General features: G+C 38.2%; 14 protein-coding genes. 8 read left to right on the top strand and 6 right to left on the bottom strand.

Going from position 1 to position 16,216, the window contains the following annotated elements:
- The first annotated feature begins 125 nt into the window (after positions 1 to 125).
- The 8 genes from miaB to E6C50_RS05595 all read left to right on the top strand — a co-directional run bounded on the left by miaB (position 126) and on the right by E6C50_RS05595 (position 9,376).
- Positions 126 to 1,571 carry a tRNA (N6-isopentenyl adenosine(37)-C2)-methylthiotransferase MiaB gene (miaB, locus tag E6C50_RS05630; protein ID WP_136402237.1) on the top strand — a complete coding sequence of 482 codons (1,446 nt, stop codon included), beginning with the start codon at positions 126 to 128 and terminating at the stop codon, positions 1,569 to 1,571.
- A gap of 45 nt (positions 1,572 to 1,616) precedes the next feature.
- Positions 1,617 to 2,882: a sigma-54 interaction domain-containing protein gene (locus E6C50_RS05625; RefSeq protein WP_136402236.1), complete on the top strand. Its 1,266-nt coding sequence runs from the start codon at positions 1,617 to 1,619 to the stop codon at positions 2,880 to 2,882.
- 4 nt (positions 2,883 to 2,886) lie between these two features.
- The gene (locus E6C50_RS05620; RefSeq protein WP_136402235.1) at positions 2,887 to 3,390 is read left to right on the top strand and encodes an LptE family protein; all 504 of its coding nucleotides are present in this window, start codon (positions 2,887 to 2,889) and stop codon (positions 3,388 to 3,390) included.
- A gap of 18 nt (positions 3,391 to 3,408) precedes the next feature.
- Complete coding sequence (locus E6C50_RS05615; RefSeq protein ID WP_136402234.1) at positions 3,409 to 4,398, top strand: tetratricopeptide repeat protein; 990 nt, start codon at positions 3,409 to 3,411, stop codon at positions 4,396 to 4,398.
- An 11-nt stretch (positions 4,399 to 4,409) separates the two neighbouring features.
- Complete coding sequence (secG, locus tag E6C50_RS05610; RefSeq protein WP_136402233.1) at positions 4,410 to 4,805, top strand: preprotein translocase subunit SecG; 396 nt, start codon at positions 4,410 to 4,412, stop codon at positions 4,803 to 4,805.
- Positions 4,806 to 4,944: 139 nt separating this feature from the next.
- A complete protein-coding gene (locus E6C50_RS05605; protein ID WP_136402232.1) occupies positions 4,945 to 5,220 on the top strand; it encodes a co-chaperone GroES in 276 nt (91 codons plus the stop codon).
- Positions 5,221 to 5,263: 43 nt separating this feature from the next.
- Complete coding sequence (groL, locus tag E6C50_RS05600; protein ID WP_136402231.1) at positions 5,264 to 6,895, top strand: chaperonin GroEL; 1,632 nt, start codon at positions 5,264 to 5,266, stop codon at positions 6,893 to 6,895.
- A gap of 87 nt (positions 6,896 to 6,982) precedes the next feature.
- Entirely contained in the window at positions 6,983 to 9,376 is a 2,394-nt protein-coding gene (locus E6C50_RS05595) for a hypothetical protein (RefSeq protein WP_136402230.1), read from the top strand.
- A 41-nt stretch (positions 9,377 to 9,417) separates the two neighbouring features.
- Here E6C50_RS05595 and E6C50_RS05590 read toward each other — a convergent pair whose 3' ends face one another.
- From E6C50_RS05590 to E6C50_RS05565, 6 genes are all read right to left on the bottom strand, one after another.
- Positions 9,418 to 10,728 carry a hypothetical protein gene (locus E6C50_RS05590; protein ID WP_136402229.1) on the bottom strand — a complete coding sequence of 437 codons (1,311 nt, stop codon included), beginning with the start codon at positions 10,726 to 10,728 and terminating at the stop codon, positions 9,418 to 9,420.
- 334 nt (positions 10,729 to 11,062) lie between these two features.
- Positions 11,063 to 12,289, bottom strand: coding sequence for a hypothetical protein (locus tag E6C50_RS05585; RefSeq protein ID WP_136402228.1), 1,227 nt, complete (start codon positions 12,287 to 12,289; stop codon positions 11,063 to 11,065).
- A gap of 179 nt (positions 12,290 to 12,468) precedes the next feature.
- Positions 12,469 to 13,014 carry a helix-turn-helix domain-containing protein gene (locus E6C50_RS05580; RefSeq protein ID WP_230978964.1) on the bottom strand — a complete coding sequence of 182 codons (546 nt, stop codon included), beginning with the start codon at positions 13,012 to 13,014 and terminating at the stop codon, positions 12,469 to 12,471.
- Positions 13,011 to 13,352, bottom strand: a complete 342-nt coding sequence (locus tag E6C50_RS05575; RefSeq protein WP_136402907.1) for a type II toxin-antitoxin system HigB family toxin — start codon at positions 13,350 to 13,352, stop codon at positions 13,011 to 13,013. The genes E6C50_RS05580 and E6C50_RS05575 overlap by 4 nt, the downstream gene beginning before the upstream one ends.
- 212 nt (positions 13,353 to 13,564) lie before the next feature.
- Entirely contained in the window at positions 13,565 to 13,903 is a 339-nt protein-coding gene (locus E6C50_RS05570) for a heavy-metal-associated domain-containing protein (RefSeq protein WP_136402227.1), read from the bottom strand.
- A gap of 16 nt (positions 13,904 to 13,919) precedes the next feature.
- Positions 13,920 to 16,163 carry a TonB-dependent receptor plug domain-containing protein gene (locus E6C50_RS05565; RefSeq protein WP_136402226.1) on the bottom strand — a complete coding sequence of 748 codons (2,244 nt, stop codon included), beginning with the start codon at positions 16,161 to 16,163 and terminating at the stop codon, positions 13,920 to 13,922.
- Between the last annotated feature and the right edge of the window lie 53 nt (positions 16,164 to 16,216).

The following is a 16,216-nucleotide window of genomic DNA, read 5'->3' as shown; positions in this document are numbered from 1 at the left end:
ATAGTCATTTCAGGCCCTTTTCAGCACAATTGAAAATCTATGTTAAACAAATCTGTCATCTTGTCAGAAAATAAAATTTAATACTATCTTTGCAGATTATGAAGATTTTCACTCTATAGTGCTATATGGAAAAGATTATTGAAGAAAATAAACAGGGAACCAGTCTTGTTCTCGAAAATAAAGAAGGAAATTCTAAAAAGCTTTTTATCGAAAGCTATGGTTGTGCCATGAATTTTTCCGACAGTGAAATCGTTGCCTCTATTTTGGCCAACGAAGGGTATAATACAACCCAAAAACTGGAAGAGGCCGATTTGGTTCTGGTTAATACCTGTTCTATTCGGGACAAAGCAGAACAAACCGTGCGTAAACGTCTTGAAAAATACAATGCCGTAAAAAAAATAAACCCGGGTATGAAAGTCGGCGTTTTAGGTTGTATGGCCGAACGTCTGAAAAGCCAGTTCCTCGAACAGGAAAAAATCGTGGATATGGTGGTTGGTCCGGATGCCTATAAAGATATTCCAAACCTTTTAAAAGAGGTAGACGAAGGTCGTGATGCCATCAATGTTATTTTGTCTAAGGATGAAACCTATGGAGACATCTCTCCTGTCCGCCTACTTAGTAACGGAATTACCGCTTTTGTATCCATCACTAGAGGATGCGACAATATGTGTACGTTTTGTGTAGTTCCATTTACCCGTGGTCGCGAACGTAGCCGTGAACCCCAAAGTATCCTCGAAGAAATAAACGATCTGGCCAGCAGAGGCTTTAAAGAAGTAACACTTTTAGGCCAGAATGTGGATAGTTATTTATGGTATGGTGGCGGATTGAAAAAAGATTTTGAAAAAGCAACTGAAATGCAAAAAGCAACTGCAGTAGATTTTGCTCAGTTATTAGACATGTGTGCCATCGCACATCCTAAAATGCGTTTCCGTTTTTCGACTTCCAATCCACAGGATATGCACGAAGAAGTATTACATATCATCGCCAAACATCCTAATATCTGTAATTATATCCACCTACCGGTACAATCCGGAAGTACTCGAATTTTACAGGAAATGAACCGTCAGCATACCCGTGAAGAGTATATGACTTTGGTCGATAAAATCAAAACCATTATACCGGGTTGTTCTATTTCTCAGGACATAATTACTGGTTTCCCAACGGAAACGGAAGAGGATCACCAGGACACCTTAAGCCTGATGGAATATGTAGAATATGACTTTGGTTATATGTTCGCCTATTCCGAAAGACCGGGAACACTGGCAGCCCGTAAAATGGAGGATGACGTTCCGGAAGAAGTTAAAAAACGTCGTTTACAGGAAATCGTTGATTTACAACAAAAACTAAGTCATAAACGAACCTCGCGTTTCCTAAACCAAACGGTAGAAGTATTGATCGAAAAAACATCCAAAAGATCTGATGCCCATTGGTCCGGAAGAAATTCTGAGAATGTGGTCGTTGTTTTCCCGAAAGAAAACTACAAAGTAGGTGATTTTGTTATGGTAAAAATCAACGATTGTACTACCGCAACGCTAATAGGAGAAGCAACCGGTTATTCCGACATGAATTAATTGTAAACCGGTCCATTCATCAATATAACCCAAACAACCTCTGTCATGGAAAACATCCAAGCCATAAAACAGCGTTTTGAGATTATCGGGAATGACCCAAAACTCAATCGCGCCATCGAAAAAGCCATACAGGTAGCTCCAACCGATATTTCGGTATTGGTAACCGGTGAAAGCGGTGTAGGTAAAGAAAGTATTCCGAAAATCATCCACTCCCTTTCCCACCGGAAACACGGAAAATATATCGCCGTAAACTGCGGTGCTATTCCCGAAGGAACGATCGACAGCGAATTATTTGGACACGAAAAAGGCGCGTTTACCGGGGCAACCGCTACCCGTGAAGGCTATTTTGAAGTGGCCGACGGTGGTACGATTTTCCTTGACGAAGTAGGCGAATTACCGCTAACCACTCAGGTGCGTTTGCTACGGGTACTGGAAAACGGAGAATTTATTAAGGTAGGTTCCTCACAGGTACAAAAAACCAATGTGCGAATTGTTGCTGCAACCAATGTTAACATGATTAGCGCTATCGATAAAGGAAAATTCCGGGAGGATCTTTATTATCGTTTGAGTACCGTAGAAATTAATCTTCCGCCCTTACGCGAACGAAAAGAAGACATCCATCTGCTTTTTCGAAAATTTGCATCCGATTTTGCCCATAAATACAAAATGCCGCCTTTAAAATTAGACGAAGGAGCTGTCCAATGGCTCACCAAATACCGCTGGAGCGGAAATATCCGTCAATTGCGAAATGTAGCCGAACAAATTTCTGTACTGGAGACCAGCCGTGATATTTCACTCGCTACTTTACAATCGTATTTACCAATGGAAGGCAGTAATCTGCCTTCAGTGATCAGCGAGAAAAAAGCCGACAGTGATTTCAGTTCCGAACGGGAAATCCTGTACAAAATTCTTTTCGACATGAAAAGCGACCTGAACGATCTGAAAAAACTGACATTGGAATTAATGCAAAACGGAAATACCAACAAGGTACAGGAAAGTAATAAAACCCTGATTCAACGTATTTACGGTTCCACAGAAGAAAACGAGATTCCGTTTGAAAAACAAACCAGTCTGGAAGTGATTCCAATGCCATCGGAAACCATACAGGAAGAATTTGACGATGATGATGAAGAAAATTATCTTATCGCTGAGGCTATTGAGGAAGAAGATTCCCTTCGACTGGATCAGAAAGAAATCGAACTGATCAAAAAAGCACTGGAACGTAACAAAGGAAAACGAAAAGCCGCCGCAGACGAACTTGGAATTTCTGAACGAACTTTATACCGAAAAATCAAGCAATTCGATTTGTAATACCATGAAAGCTATTAAATACATCCTAATTGTCCCAATCCTGTTAGTATTAACCGGCTGTTCCGTTTATAATTTTACCGGAACCGGAAAAATAGACGCCAAAACATTTCAGGTGAATTATTTTCAAAATAATGCTCCTTTGGTAGAACCGGGTATCGAACGAACTTTTACACTCGAACTGCAAAAGATTATTCAGAATCAAACGAACCTGAGTCTTACCAATACCGGCGGTGACCTGATCTATGAAGGTGAAATAACCGATTACCGTATTACACCTATGGGGTCGAACGCCAATCAGGGCGCCGATCAGAACAGACTTTCGATCACAATTAACGTACGTTTTACCAATAAAAATAAATCGGACGATGATTTCGAAAGAAAATTCTCTTTCTATTATGATTTCCCGGCTAATGATCAATTAGTAGGCTCCCGTTTATCGGAAGCCCTGAATGTTGTTTTCGAAAGGATTACTCAGGATGTATTCAACCAGTCACTAGCAAAGTGGTAACACTCTAAAACTGTCATTTTGAACGTAAACGATTTATCATATTTACTCAATAACCCCCAAAACATCCGGTCCCGGCAAACGGTCGAACTGGAGGCGGTTTTGCATCAGTTTCCCTATTTCCAGGCGGCTCGTGCCATACATCTCAAAGGGCTTTACGACGAAAATAGTTATCGTTATAATCAGGAGTTAAAAAAGACAGCCGCCTATACTACCGACCGTAGTATTCTGTTTGAATTTATTACTTCGAAAAATTTCACCGCAATTCAACAGGCCTTTTTTGAAGAAAAAGAAGCCGCAATCCACGATATTATTGTCAACCAGTATAAAGTTATTATTCCGGAAGAAGCCAAAATAACCATACCCGAGGTCGATCCTCTGGAACAATCCATCCGTTCCTCCATTAAGGAAGCCGAACCGGAAATCGAAACACCAAAACCGGAACCATCCGCTACCGAACAACCAAAAATCGAAACCGCCTTGGAGCAATCCATCCGCTCGTCTATACGCGTTGCCGAACCGGAACCTGTGGCAGAAGTTGTTGTACCGGAACCGGAACCAATCGCTAAAGAACCGCTGGAAATCAAATCGGCTGCAGAAAAACTGGAAATCGGTAAACCGTTGGAATTCTCAAAAGAAGAAAAACATTCGTTCCAGGAATGGTTACAACTGGCCAAATTCAGCCCTATTGACCGTGAAAAGCCGGCCGATTTAGAAGAAATTGATCCGGAGAAAAAGAAAAAATTAGATTTAATTGACAAATTTATCGAGACAAATCCAAAAATAACGCCCGTCAAAAATACGCCATCAGCTCCCGTAAACATTGAGAAATCTTCACAAGACACCTCCTATCTGATGACCGAAACACTGGCTAAAGTTTACCTTGAACAAAAAAAATATCAGAAAGCAATTCAAGCTTATGAAATATTAATTTTGAAATATCCAGAAAAAAGTCATTTCTTTGCAGACCGAATTTCGGATATTAAGATATTACAACAAAATAACAATTAAAAAATTAAAATATGTTTTCAGTTTTTTTAGTACTAATAACAATCGTTTGTTTTTTACTTATTGTGGTTATCATGGTTCAAAACCCTAAAGGTGGAGGATTATCATCAAGCCTTGGTGGTTCTCAAATGATGGGTGGTGTTCAGAAAACAAATGACTTCCTTGACAAAAGTACCTGGACGTTGGCTACAGCCTTAATCGTATTGATTTTATTATCCAGCTTGAGCTTTACAGGAAGCATGGGGGATAACGGGTCTAAATTAATTGACAATAATACACCAGCTCCAGCAGCTCCGGCTCCGGCAAAACCAGCAGCCGATAAAGCAGCGGCTCCGGCAGCAGCATCTGAAACTCCGGCAGCGACTGACGCAGCAGCTCCGGCAGCTCCGACTGAAGAAGCTAAAAAATAAGATATAATAATCACTAGAAAATGCCAGCCTGTCAGTGCTGGCATTTTTTTTTATAAAAAACTGTCAGTTTTAGCAATTGGCATACTTTCTGAAAAGTAATTTGCATCTAAATAATCATAACATAAAATAATATAGTATTATGGCATTAAACATCAAACCACTTTCAGATCGCGTTATCGTGGAACCTGCGGCTGCTGAAACGCAAACCGCTTCCGGTATTATCATCCCTGATACAGCTAAGGAAAAACCTCAGAAAGGTATTGTGGTAGCTGTTGGAAACGGTAAAAAAGACGAACCGCTAACCGTTAAGGTTGGTGACACTGTTTTATACGGAAAATATGCTGGAACCGATTTAAAATTCGAAGGTAAGGACTACCTGATTATGAGAGAAGATGACATTTTAGCAATCATCTAATACAAACCATAAAACGAATACGTAAAATTAAAGAATACATAAAATGGCAAAAGATATAAAATTTGATATTGAAGCACGCGATGGTTTAAAACGCGGTGTAGACGCTTTAGCAAACGCAGTAAAAGTAACTTTAGGTCCTAAAGGACGTAATGTAATCATCAGTAAATCCTTTGGCGGACCAACCGTAACAAAAGATGGAGTTTCTGTAGCAAAAGAAGTGGAATTAAAAGACACTTTGGAAAACATGGGAGCGCAAATGGTAAAAGAAGTAGCTTCCAAAACAAACGATTTAGCCGGTGACGGTACAACTACTGCAACGGTTTTGGCACAGGCTATCGTAAAAGAAGGACTTAAAAACGTAGCTGCCGGTGCCAATCCAATGGATTTAAAAAGAGGTATCGACAAAGCAGTAGAAGCTATTGTGGCCGATCTTCAGAAACAAGCACAGGAAGTAGGTAGCTCAACCGACAAAATCAAACAGGTTGCCTCTATTTCTGCTAACAACGATGATGTAATTGGTGATTTGATCGCTACTGCTTTCGGAAAAGTTGGAAAAGAAGGTGTTATTACCGTTGAAGAAGCAAAAGGTACCGACACTTACGTGGATGTGGTAGAAGGAATGCAGTTCGATAGAGGATATTTATCACCTTACTTCGTAACCAATCCGGAAAAAATGGAAGTGGAATTAGAAAGACCTTATATCCTTTTATACGACAAAAAAGTATCGTCTTTAAAAGAGTTATTACCGATCCTGGAACCAGTGGCACAATCGGGTAAACCACTATTGATCATTGCTGAAGATGTAGATGGTGAAGCGCTTTCTACTTTGGTGGTAAACAAACTAAGAGGTGCGTTAAAAATCGCTGCCGTTAAAGCACCAGGATTTGGCGACAGAAGAAAAGCGATGTTGGAAGATATTGCCATCCTGACAGGTGGAACTGTTATCGCTGAAGAAAGCGGATACAACCTGGAAAACGCAACGTTGGATATGTTGGGAACCTGTGAAAAAGTAACGATCGACAAAGACAATACTACTATTGTAAACGGTGCCGGTGAAGCGGATATGATCAAAAACCGTGTGAACCAGATTAAGGCTCAAATGGAAACAACTACATCCGATTATGACAAAGAAAAATTACAGGAACGTCTTGCTAAATTGGCAGGTGGTGTAGCGGTATTATATGTTGGTGCAGCTTCCGAAGTGGAAATGAAAGAGAAAAAAGACCGTGTAGACGATGCCTTACACGCAACTCGTGCAGCAGTAGAAGAAGGAATTGTTGCCGGTGGTGGTGTTGCTTTATTACGTGCTAAAACGGTTCTAGCTAATATTAAAGCCGACAATGCTGACGAAGCAACCGGAGTTCAGATTGTTTCCCGTGCAGTTGAAGCACCGTTACGCACTATTGTTGAAAACGCTGGATTGGAAGGTTCGGTTGTTGTAGCAAAAGTAGCCGAAGGTAAAGACAGTTTCGGATACAACGCTAAAACAGACGAATACGTAGACATGTTAAAAGCCGGAATTATCGATCCGAAAAAAGTAACCCGTGTGGCACTTGAAAATGCTGCTTCGGTATCGGGTATGATCCTGACTACGGAGTGTGCCTTAATTGAAATCAAAGAGGAAAATGCTGCTGGTGCCATGCCAATGGGTGGTGGAATGCCAGGAATGATGTAAAATTCCTTTCAACTATACAAAAAACCGTCACAAAATTGTGGCGGTTTTTTTTGTATATTTATTTTACAAAAATGAGAAAATTCCACTATGAATAAATCATTACTTTTCTTTATCACTCTTCTTATCATGATAACACATCATGGCAGTATGGCGCAAACAACACCGGGAACCCAACGGGAAAAAGATATTACCGCACGTTACAGTAATTATTTTAAAGCCGACCGGGAAAAAATCTACCTGCATTTAAACAAAACAACCTACCTCAACGAGGAAACAATCTGGTTTAAAGGTTATGTCATTGAAGAAAAAAACAAAAAACCCTTTACAGCTATAACCAATGCCTATATCGACCTTTACGATCCAAACGGAACGCGAATTCAGTCGGAGTTGTGTTACCTCGCCAATGGATCGTTTGAAGGCTATATCCCTTTAAGCAAAATGATAAAATCCGGTCGCTACTATATCAGAGCCTATACTGGTTTTATGAATAATTTCGCAGAAGATGAATCGGCCTTATATCCTGTCACGATTTTGGATCCGATGGATAAAACAACATCCTTTACCAATAACAAGCCCAATCTATCAAACCTGAATGTTCAGTTTTTTCCGGAAAGTGGTGTTTTTCTGGAAAATAATTCCAATGTAATTGCCCTAAAAATTAGCGATTGCAACGATATTCCTATTGCAATTCAAAATGGTTCTATTGTAAATGCTAAAGGGGATGTGGTCACTCATTTTTCCACTAACGCAAAAGGGGTTGGTCGATTTGAGCTGCCACAAAACAACAACGCCCCCTACAAAGCCGTTTTTAAGAGCAATAACGACATACAGTCATTTACTTTACCGACACCGAAAAATACCGGTTATACCTTTAGTATCAACAATTACAGGTTCGACAAAGCGATTGTATCCCTGAAAACAGCTCAACCTGTTACTTCACAAACGAACTTATCGTTATTGATCCAACAAGATGAAAAAGTTTCACTGATTGAAAACTTATCGCTTAAAGCCGGAGTCAAAGAAGATACTTTTACTATAGACAATAAACATTTTTACGAAGGCATTAATACGATCGTACTCCTGGATCAAAACAATATAAAACTCGCCGAGCGACTTATTTTTCAACCCTATTCAGCCAATCGAAATATAATGCTTTCGGTTGTGCAAAAACAAAAAGACACTATTATTTTAAAAGGAACATCTAATTTTCCCCTCGGTAATCTGAGTATTTCGGTGGTACCGGAAAAATCGGTAGCAACCGGTAATTTTATATCCATTAACGATGCATTTGTTTTTGCTTCCTATCTGGAAAATCCTATGATTACGAATACCGCCTACTATTTTTCTGATTTTTCAAAAAATAAACATTATGAGTTGGATACGTATCTTATCACCCAAAAACCAAAATACGATGCCGAAAAAATTCTAAATAGTACCGAACCAATGGTTCCTAAATATGAACCCGACAGAGGAGTTACGATTAAGGGAACCATTAACCGTCCGCTTTCTAAAAAAAGTAACTATTATGTAGAAATGAGTTCCTTTTACAATAGCGTTAAAAAGCAATCTGAAATCAATGATAGTAATGAGTTTATTTTTAACAATGCCATTGTGTATGATTCTACTTCAATATCCTTAACCCTACACAATCGAAATACCGGTAGAACCGAAGATGTCCCATTAGCGATTCAGATCTTAAAAGGGCAAAATCTGTTCTTAAAACCACTTCCAAAACTATTTTCAACCTGTCCGACAGATCCGGCAAATCCCATAGCTACCGAATCGTATCAACTACCTGACTTTAGGGATCAGAAAGTTGTTCAGTTAAGTAATGTGACGTTGAAGAAAAAAGCCAAAACGGTTCCCTTAAAAAATGTAGGGCGGTATAACAATTCCATGGCCAGAGGCTACAAAATCAGCAATGGTGATTTTGCAACTTTTAGGGAGGTACTTCCTTTTATCGGTGCCAATGGCTTTGATGTGATCTATAAAAACGGCTCTGTCTATATCAACAACCGAATTTCCCGATCCCTGCGTGGCAATCCCTCTCCTGCTGTTTTTATAGATGATGTACCCTTATCGGATTTGACCATGCTGATCGGGATGTCGCTCGATATGGTGGAAGAAATATACATCAGCAAAAGCGGTTACGGCATGGGTATGGATGGTGGAAGCGGTTATATTCGCATCTATACCAAACGCTATATGGGAACTGAAACGGTGAAATCGAAAGCGCAAACGTATGTGATAAAAAAAGCCGCACAGGCTCCTAAAGATTTTAAAAATCCGGATTACCTGAATTATGACGACGGTTTTGCAAACTATGGCACGGTTGCCTGGTTTCCAGTAGTAAAAACAGATCCAAATGGAGACTTCTTCTTTTTTATTCCCGATTGCAAACAAGAAAGTGTTCGGGTAAAAATTGAGGGAATCGACCCCGATGGCGAACTCATTTCCGAGGAAAAAACGATCCAATTATAAAATAAAAAAACCGAAGCCTGGACTTCGGTTTTTTAATAGTTTTAATTAAAGAACACCTGATATTGCGCAATAATAGCGCCTTTTCGCTCCAGATAGTCTCCAGTAGTGTTGTACACCGGTCGACTTTGATAGGCAACCGTAAATTTAGATGTATGTCCGGACAACAACCAATTGACACCAACGTCGTAAAACTGCATCGCGCGATTGAGTCGTTCATAGTTCGCGTGTTGTAACGAAGCATACGGCATTAAAGTCGTCTTTCCGATTAAATTGTCTTTTAGCTTATAGCCAATCTGACCGTAGAAAATGGTTCCGGTTCCGTACATTGGAAAACCATTCCCGCTTCCGTTTAAAATGGCCGGGTTAGTGGTACCGTTTGCAGGATTCATCACCGCTGCATTTCGGGTGTAGTTTTTACCAAAATCATAATGTGTGATACTACCATAAGCACTAATCGCTTCTCCTCTACTTCCTATCGGAGCATCATAATACACATCTGCCGCGAGATGTACCATATTTTCGCGAATGGTGTCATTAACCGTTCCCAGTCGCCAGATAACATCTTTTTGGTAGATAAATCCGGCGCCAACATTCAGCACTTTTTTCTTCCCTAAATACGTTCCGGTCATATAAGGTGTTTGGTTGGATTCCTGATCTTTAAATTGATATTGAAAATAACCGTTCCACTGCATATTGGGTGGTTCAGACGAAAAAGTGGCATTGGTCGTAACGGTTGGATTATAGTTTGCCGATTTTTGGATGTTCATCGGTTTGGCCATCGCAATTCGGTAATCCAGCTTACCAAGTTTTCCTTTTGCAAAAACCGATAACTTGCGTAAAAACTGATCGGTTACATCGTTGGTGCTTTGTTGGTATAAGGGCGCATCTACGCCAAGAATCGTACCTGCCGACGGTGATGCAAAACGCGCCAATCCGCTCCAACCGGATAATCCCATACCCAACGACAGCTTTTCTTTGTCGATCGCATAGTCACCCATCGCATCGTGTACAAAAAAACCAACTTTCCGATCGGACATATTGTTAAAATTGTTTTCACCGAATTGAGTGTAGATAAAAACACGATCCGTTAACTGACCGTACATTTGTACTCTATAACGACGGATTCCGATATCGGTTCCATTATCCTGCGCTACTCCGTTGATGGTCGACCCGGGATTAAAATCCTGATGACGTAACCAGGCTTGGGTCAGAAAGGTAAATTTCACATAATTGGAACCGTCTTCATTCAGGTTAAGTTTCCTGTCTTTAAAAAAGTCCTGCGCCTGCAAATGTTGCGGCATACAAAACCCTAGCAACAGCAATCCTGCCGCTAAAATGTTAGTTGTTTTCATAAATGTAGTAAAGTGAGTTTTAAGCGATAGACAGTCGGTTCCAAAAATCTTTTACACAAACATTACCCCTCTCAGAATGGATTTTATCACCACCGACCTATTCTTACAAATATACCGTTTTCGGATCAAAAAGCCATGAAAGACACAATCCAAACCTTCTGATTTTGGCTTTTTTATGTTCTTTTTATAAAAATTTGGTTTATAAAAGAATTATAAATATTGCTTTTAAGCCTTTACTTTCCTTGTTTACTATCATTATGTAGAATTTTTAATTCAGTTACTTTCTCTTTGTATTTTGTTAAATCAAAAATATTTTCATTATTTTATACAAACCCTATTCATACTTTATAGCTATCACTTCAGCAATCCTTCTAATTAAATAAAAATAAGGAATCAATTGATGATTATTTTTAGCTGTTGGTAAAATCACTTTGTTTTCTCTACTCTCTCTAATATGCACCAATACATTTCTTATTTTATCTATTCTATCAACTATACTTTTCAATATATCTTTTGGTGGATTTTCAGCATCATCTTGATTCTTTATTAAAGCCTCAATTTTAAAATCTCCGTCAAAAGTAAAATCTTGTGAAAAATATTTATAGTTACATTTTATTTCCAATTTAATATCATTATAATCTAAATGGTCAAAAATCAATTTTTCTAACTTTTGTTTATCATCATTTGCCTTAAAATAATTTTTAAATTGATCAATAATTTGTCTGCTATAATTACCCGAATCATTCAATACATCAGGATTCTTGACAATATTATTAAGCTTTCTTTTTAATTCATCATTTAAATGATAATATGAGCAATATTCTAAAATTTGATAATAAAATATATATTTAAGACGTATATTAGTTGTTAAACTTGCAATATGTAGTAAATCCAGTATCACAGGTTCAATCTTTTTTGCCCTTATCTTATCGGGAAAATGCTTATTCCCTGTATGACATGGAAGTTCATATTTCTCTTTTGACTTGTCATCATCAAAAATTAAAATCATTGGTGCTTTTCTATCAAAATACCTCATATAAAAGTTCATATGTTTTGATAGACCAATAAAATCTTTATTTATTTTACAAAAGTCTCCTTTAACAAAGAATGAAATAGGTTTTTTATCAGCAAAAAAACGCTTCATTCCTTCTGTTTTATCTACTCTGTAATAATCTCTCAATATTTTTAGGTTACGATAATCCGTATCGGTTTTTATACTTATTTCTCTAAAAGCAGTAGCTAATATTTCTAATGATTTAGATGCTTCTCCAAATGAAACTTCAAATTCTAGCCCTGCATAATAAAACATGAATTTCCTTTCAATTATCTCATTTTCCGGCAATGTATTATATATAAACTCTAACGTATTTTCTTGAACGTGAAACAATGCGGAAAACTCGGCTGGTAATTCAATATTTTCTAGTGGTTTAAAATCTATTGTCTTATCAAAACGACATATAAATGTATCATCCCCCCAAAGATTTTCTAAAATTATATGATCAGTTTCATTTATACGTTTGACATCTTTATTTACAGATAAAAACTTTTCTATTGGATCCATATATTAAAACATTAATTTTCAAAGCAATATAATAAATATAAACTATAAATCTTTTTTTCACAACAAAAAATCCCGATTCGTAAGAATCGGGATTTTGATTTTAGTATTCCATTTATCGAAGAGCTGTATCTATTTTATACAGCGGAATAAATACTTATATTTTAATTCAACATCTTGTTTTAGCTGCATAATTTAATATGCGGTTTACCCAGTTCTGCTAGTGCTGATTGTACCCGAATCATGTCTTCTTTTGACAAAAAAACAGGAATCAATTCTTTTATATCGATCCGTAATAATTGATGAATCAGGATCAGGTCTTTTAACGTAAACGGTTTTATCCCGTTCATTAATTCGGACATATGGGTTTTACTTTTGTGTCCCAATAGATGTGCGAGGTCTTTTTGTATCAGCTTCCGGATTTTTAATTCTTTTCGAATAAGGTGTTTTCTTTTTTCTATAAAAATCCGTTCCTGTTCCGCTACGGTTTCCCAAAAGTTACTTTCCGCCAGTTTTTCATCCGTTAATTGTCCTATATCCGACCATTCTTTGCGTTCGTATGCTTCAATTAAATTTCTTAGTTTTTTTCTAAGGTTTTTAAAATGAAGGTTGTCTTTTGCCAGCAGTCGCAATTTCCGATCGGCAATTAACGCGCGTTCCAGTTCCAGTTCATCGGTAATGATGCCTTTTCTTATAAATTCGTCTATTGTAAAATCGGTATTCATCATTCGATATAATTTTTAGTACGCAACCATTTTGCAATGGTCGCTTTATTGTTTTTAAAAGTCCTTTCATATTCCTGATGCGATCCGGCCCAAACTAGGGTTGCCTCTCCTTCATCATCCATTTCGATTAAAATTAATGTCCTGTGGATATGAATATTAAAAAAATAAAACCCTTCGCTATGTACACAATCTGCATCTTTTCTAATATCCGTTATAGTCGCTACTTTAAAATCGAATGTTTCTAAATCTGCGAGTAATTGATCAATTGCGTTGCACAGTTTTTTATTTCCGATATTCTTCCATTTTAATTTTAAAATTATTTTCCGTCCTATTATCCTCATCTCAAAAGTACAAAAAGTTCTGAAAATATCCGAACTTTCAAAATCATTTAACACCCCGTCCATCTTAAAAACAAAATACAATATATTCATTTTCAATAGCTCGACGCTACGCAATTCCCTTCTTGTCCTTTACAATGATGATTTAGTCACAGTATTGTTATTTCGTTTCTTTCATAAAAAAATCCCGATTCGAAAGAATCGGGATTTTAATTTTATCGTTCATATTGGCAACAACTGTGCAGCTTTCCATAAGCATCAGCACTGGCTTTAACCTCGCCGGCATCATGCCCTGCTTTGGCTATCGATTCCTGTAATTGTAATGGCGTCGCCTTTTCTTCGTTCATAATCACATGTAACGACTGACTATCGGCTGTCCATATCGCCGATTTAACACCCGGAACACCATAAGCCGCTTTTTCGATACGTTTTTTACACATCTCGCAGTTTCCTTTTACAGCAATATCGTGTTTTGCATTTTTGTTTTTCTTTTCCTGTGCCTGTGCCACAAATCCTACTAACGACACCAAAAGCACTACTATTATTTTTTTCATTGTTTTTAATTTTTAGTTATTTAATTTTAAATCGTAATCCGGCATAATACATCTGTCCGAATACCGGTGCATAGATGATAGAACTATCAAATGACGGGCCAAATGGGTTTTCCGCTCCTAAAATAGCTTTTTTCTGTTTATAATTCCCAATATTTTCACCTCCTACATATACTTCGAACGTACTCGAAAAGGTTCGGGTAATCTGGGCATTCATTACCGAAAATGACGGTGAATAATCCGGCAAACGATCGCGCAATAAGGCATTGTCGGCGGTATTCGGCAAACGTTGCGCTCCCATCCAGTTATAGGTGAAGTCAAATTTCCATTGTTGCCCTTTTTCTTTGATATGCGTTTCGAATGCCAGATTGGCAAAAACACGGTGTTTGGCCTGCAATGGTCTCTCTTTGGCTCCACTTAGGTAATCCGTTTGGATATCGTAATATTTATAGGCCGTACGTAGGTTTAGATGCTTGAAAAATTCGTAGTTAAACTCCAATTGCAAACTGTTGGCATACGACTTCCCATCCAAATTATAAAACAACACCTGTTGCGGACTCGCATACAAATCGACTACCGCTTGATTTTCGAAATCGGTACGGTAAAAATCCACACTTACCTCTGCGGTTCTACCAAAAAGGCTAAACCCTTGCATAAAACTCACACCATAATTCCAGGCGATTTCCGGGTCCAATCCGTAAATTTTACCGCCCGTATTTAAGATGTTAAACGCTCTTGAGGTAGCAAACAATTGCTGGTTTTCAGCAAAGATATTCGCACTTCTTTTTCCTCTTCCTGCCGATGCTCTGAAAACCGCTTTTTCCCACGGATTGTATCGCAGGTGCAAACGCGGTGTAAAAAAAGCACCCAACCGGTTGTGAATGTCATAACGCGCTCCGGCAACCAGACTAAAGTTATCTGTATTGTCATAGGTGTATTCGAAAAAGGCTCCGATGGAATTGTCGCGACGGCTCACATCCATGCCTGATCCAACAAATACATATTCATTATAATCATCGGACGTAAAATTTAACCCCGTTGAAAATTTATTCAGCGTATTACTGATAATCGAGTTAAAAATCAGATTGGAATAAAAGCTGTTTTGCTGGATATTATATTGGTTAAAACCAAAATAAGATTCCTGTTTGTGGTAATTAAAGGAATTCTGAAAACCGATACTCTGGTACGGCATATCCGGAAATACATATCCGATTTTTGTGGAAAGGTCTACTTTATCAGTGTTAATTTCGGATCCCCAATAATTATTGGTAAATTTATCCCGATCCGGATCAAAATCTACTTGTCCGGTTTGTTTTTCATCGCGCATATAGCGAAGATTGATAAAACTTACCCAACCTTTTTCGGCATCGCTATATTGCCAACGATTGAGCACGTTGATTTGTTTTCCCAAAGGATTGTCCAGAAAACCATCGTTATTCATATCGTTTTTAGCGACACGCGCATTTCCATGCAGGAAAAGACTACTACTCCATTTATCGGATATTTTTTTATTAAAATGGGTATTTAACTCATAACGACTGTCGGTCGATCCATAGGCATTCAGGAAAAACGGAATATCATTCGCAGGTTTGATCAACTCGGTATTAATCTGTCCGGAGATACTCTCATAGCCATTTACCACGCTTCCGGCTCCTTTGGTTACCTGAATACTTTCGACCCAGGTTCCCGGTGTAAAAGACAACCCATAGGCTTGTGACGCACCGCGTACAGAAGGAATATTCTCTTCGGCAATCAGAATATACGGACTGGTCAATCCCAGCATTTTGATCTGTTTGCTTCCGGAAATCGCATCCGAAAAGTTTACATCAATCGACGGATTGGTTTCAAAACTTTCGGAAAGGTTACAACAAGCCGCTTTAAGCAATTCTTTACTACTCATCGTAACGACATTAGCCGTTTTTACATACGATTTCTGCAGACTGTTTCGCTTGGTTTGTACAACAACCTCGCCCAGTGTTTTGGAGGGTTTAATATTTATTTTAACCGCTTTCGGTTCGTGAATTTCAAGTGTTTGTGTTTCATAACCCACATAACTGATCACCAATAAATGATTCTCTTTGGAATACGGTAGACTAAAAGTGCCGTTTTCGTCGGTGGTTACTCCAATTGTGGTATCTTTCCAGGTAACGGAAGCTCCAATTACAGGTAGATTGTGTTCATCGGTAATCGTACCTGTTACATTTTCTTGCGCTGTTATAAAATTGACAAACAGCAACAGAAAAAACATAAAGTTCTTGTGCATAATTTAATTTTTAATGTTTGAATGTAAGGTATGCGCATCGTGCGCAGGATTTC

The organism is Flavobacterium supellecticarium (genome assembly GCF_004801375.1).
GTDB classification, from domain to species: domain Bacteria; phylum Bacteroidota; class Bacteroidia; order Flavobacteriales; family Flavobacteriaceae; genus Flavobacterium; species Flavobacterium supellecticarium.
Note: the sequence above shows the minus strand (reverse complement) of the source record. Positions and strands in the feature narration are given on the sequence as shown.

Coding starts and splice junctions, on each gene's coding strand:
- E6C50_RS05580 (WP_230978964.1), bottom strand. CDS start 13,014: ATGATGAATACCGATTTTACAATAGACGAATTTATAAGAAAAGGCATC.
- E6C50_RS05565 (WP_136402226.1), bottom strand. CDS start 16,163: ATGCACAAGAACTTTATGTTTTTTCTGTTGCTGTTTGTCAATTTTATA.
- E6C50_RS05595 (WP_136402230.1), top strand. CDS start 6,983: ATGAATAAATCATTACTTTTCTTTATCACTCTTCTTATCATGATAACA.
- E6C50_RS05605 (WP_136402232.1), top strand. CDS start 4,945: ATGGCATTAAACATCAAACCACTTTCAGATCGCGTTATCGTGGAACCT.
- E6C50_RS05620 (WP_136402235.1), top strand. CDS start 2,887: ATGAAAGCTATTAAATACATCCTAATTGTCCCAATCCTGTTAGTATTA.
- E6C50_RS05575 (WP_136402907.1), bottom strand. CDS start 13,352: ATGAGGATAATAGGACGGAAAATAATTTTAAAATTAAAATGGAAGAAT.
- groL (WP_136402231.1), top strand. CDS start 5,264: ATGGCAAAAGATATAAAATTTGATATTGAAGCACGCGATGGTTTAAAA.
- secG (WP_136402233.1), top strand. CDS start 4,410: ATGTTTTCAGTTTTTTTAGTACTAATAACAATCGTTTGTTTTTTACTT.
- E6C50_RS05585 (WP_136402228.1), bottom strand. CDS start 12,289: ATGGATCCAATAGAAAAGTTTTTATCTGTAAATAAAGATGTCAAACGT.
- E6C50_RS05625 (WP_136402236.1), top strand. CDS start 1,617: ATGGAAAACATCCAAGCCATAAAACAGCGTTTTGAGATTATCGGGAAT.
- miaB (WP_136402237.1), top strand. CDS start 126: ATGGAAAAGATTATTGAAGAAAATAAACAGGGAACCAGTCTTGTTCTC.
- E6C50_RS05570 (WP_136402227.1), bottom strand. CDS start 13,903: ATGAAAAAAATAATAGTAGTGCTTTTGGTGTCGTTAGTAGGATTTGTG.
- E6C50_RS05590 (WP_136402229.1), bottom strand. CDS start 10,728: ATGAAAACAACTAACATTTTAGCGGCAGGATTGCTGTTGCTAGGGTTT.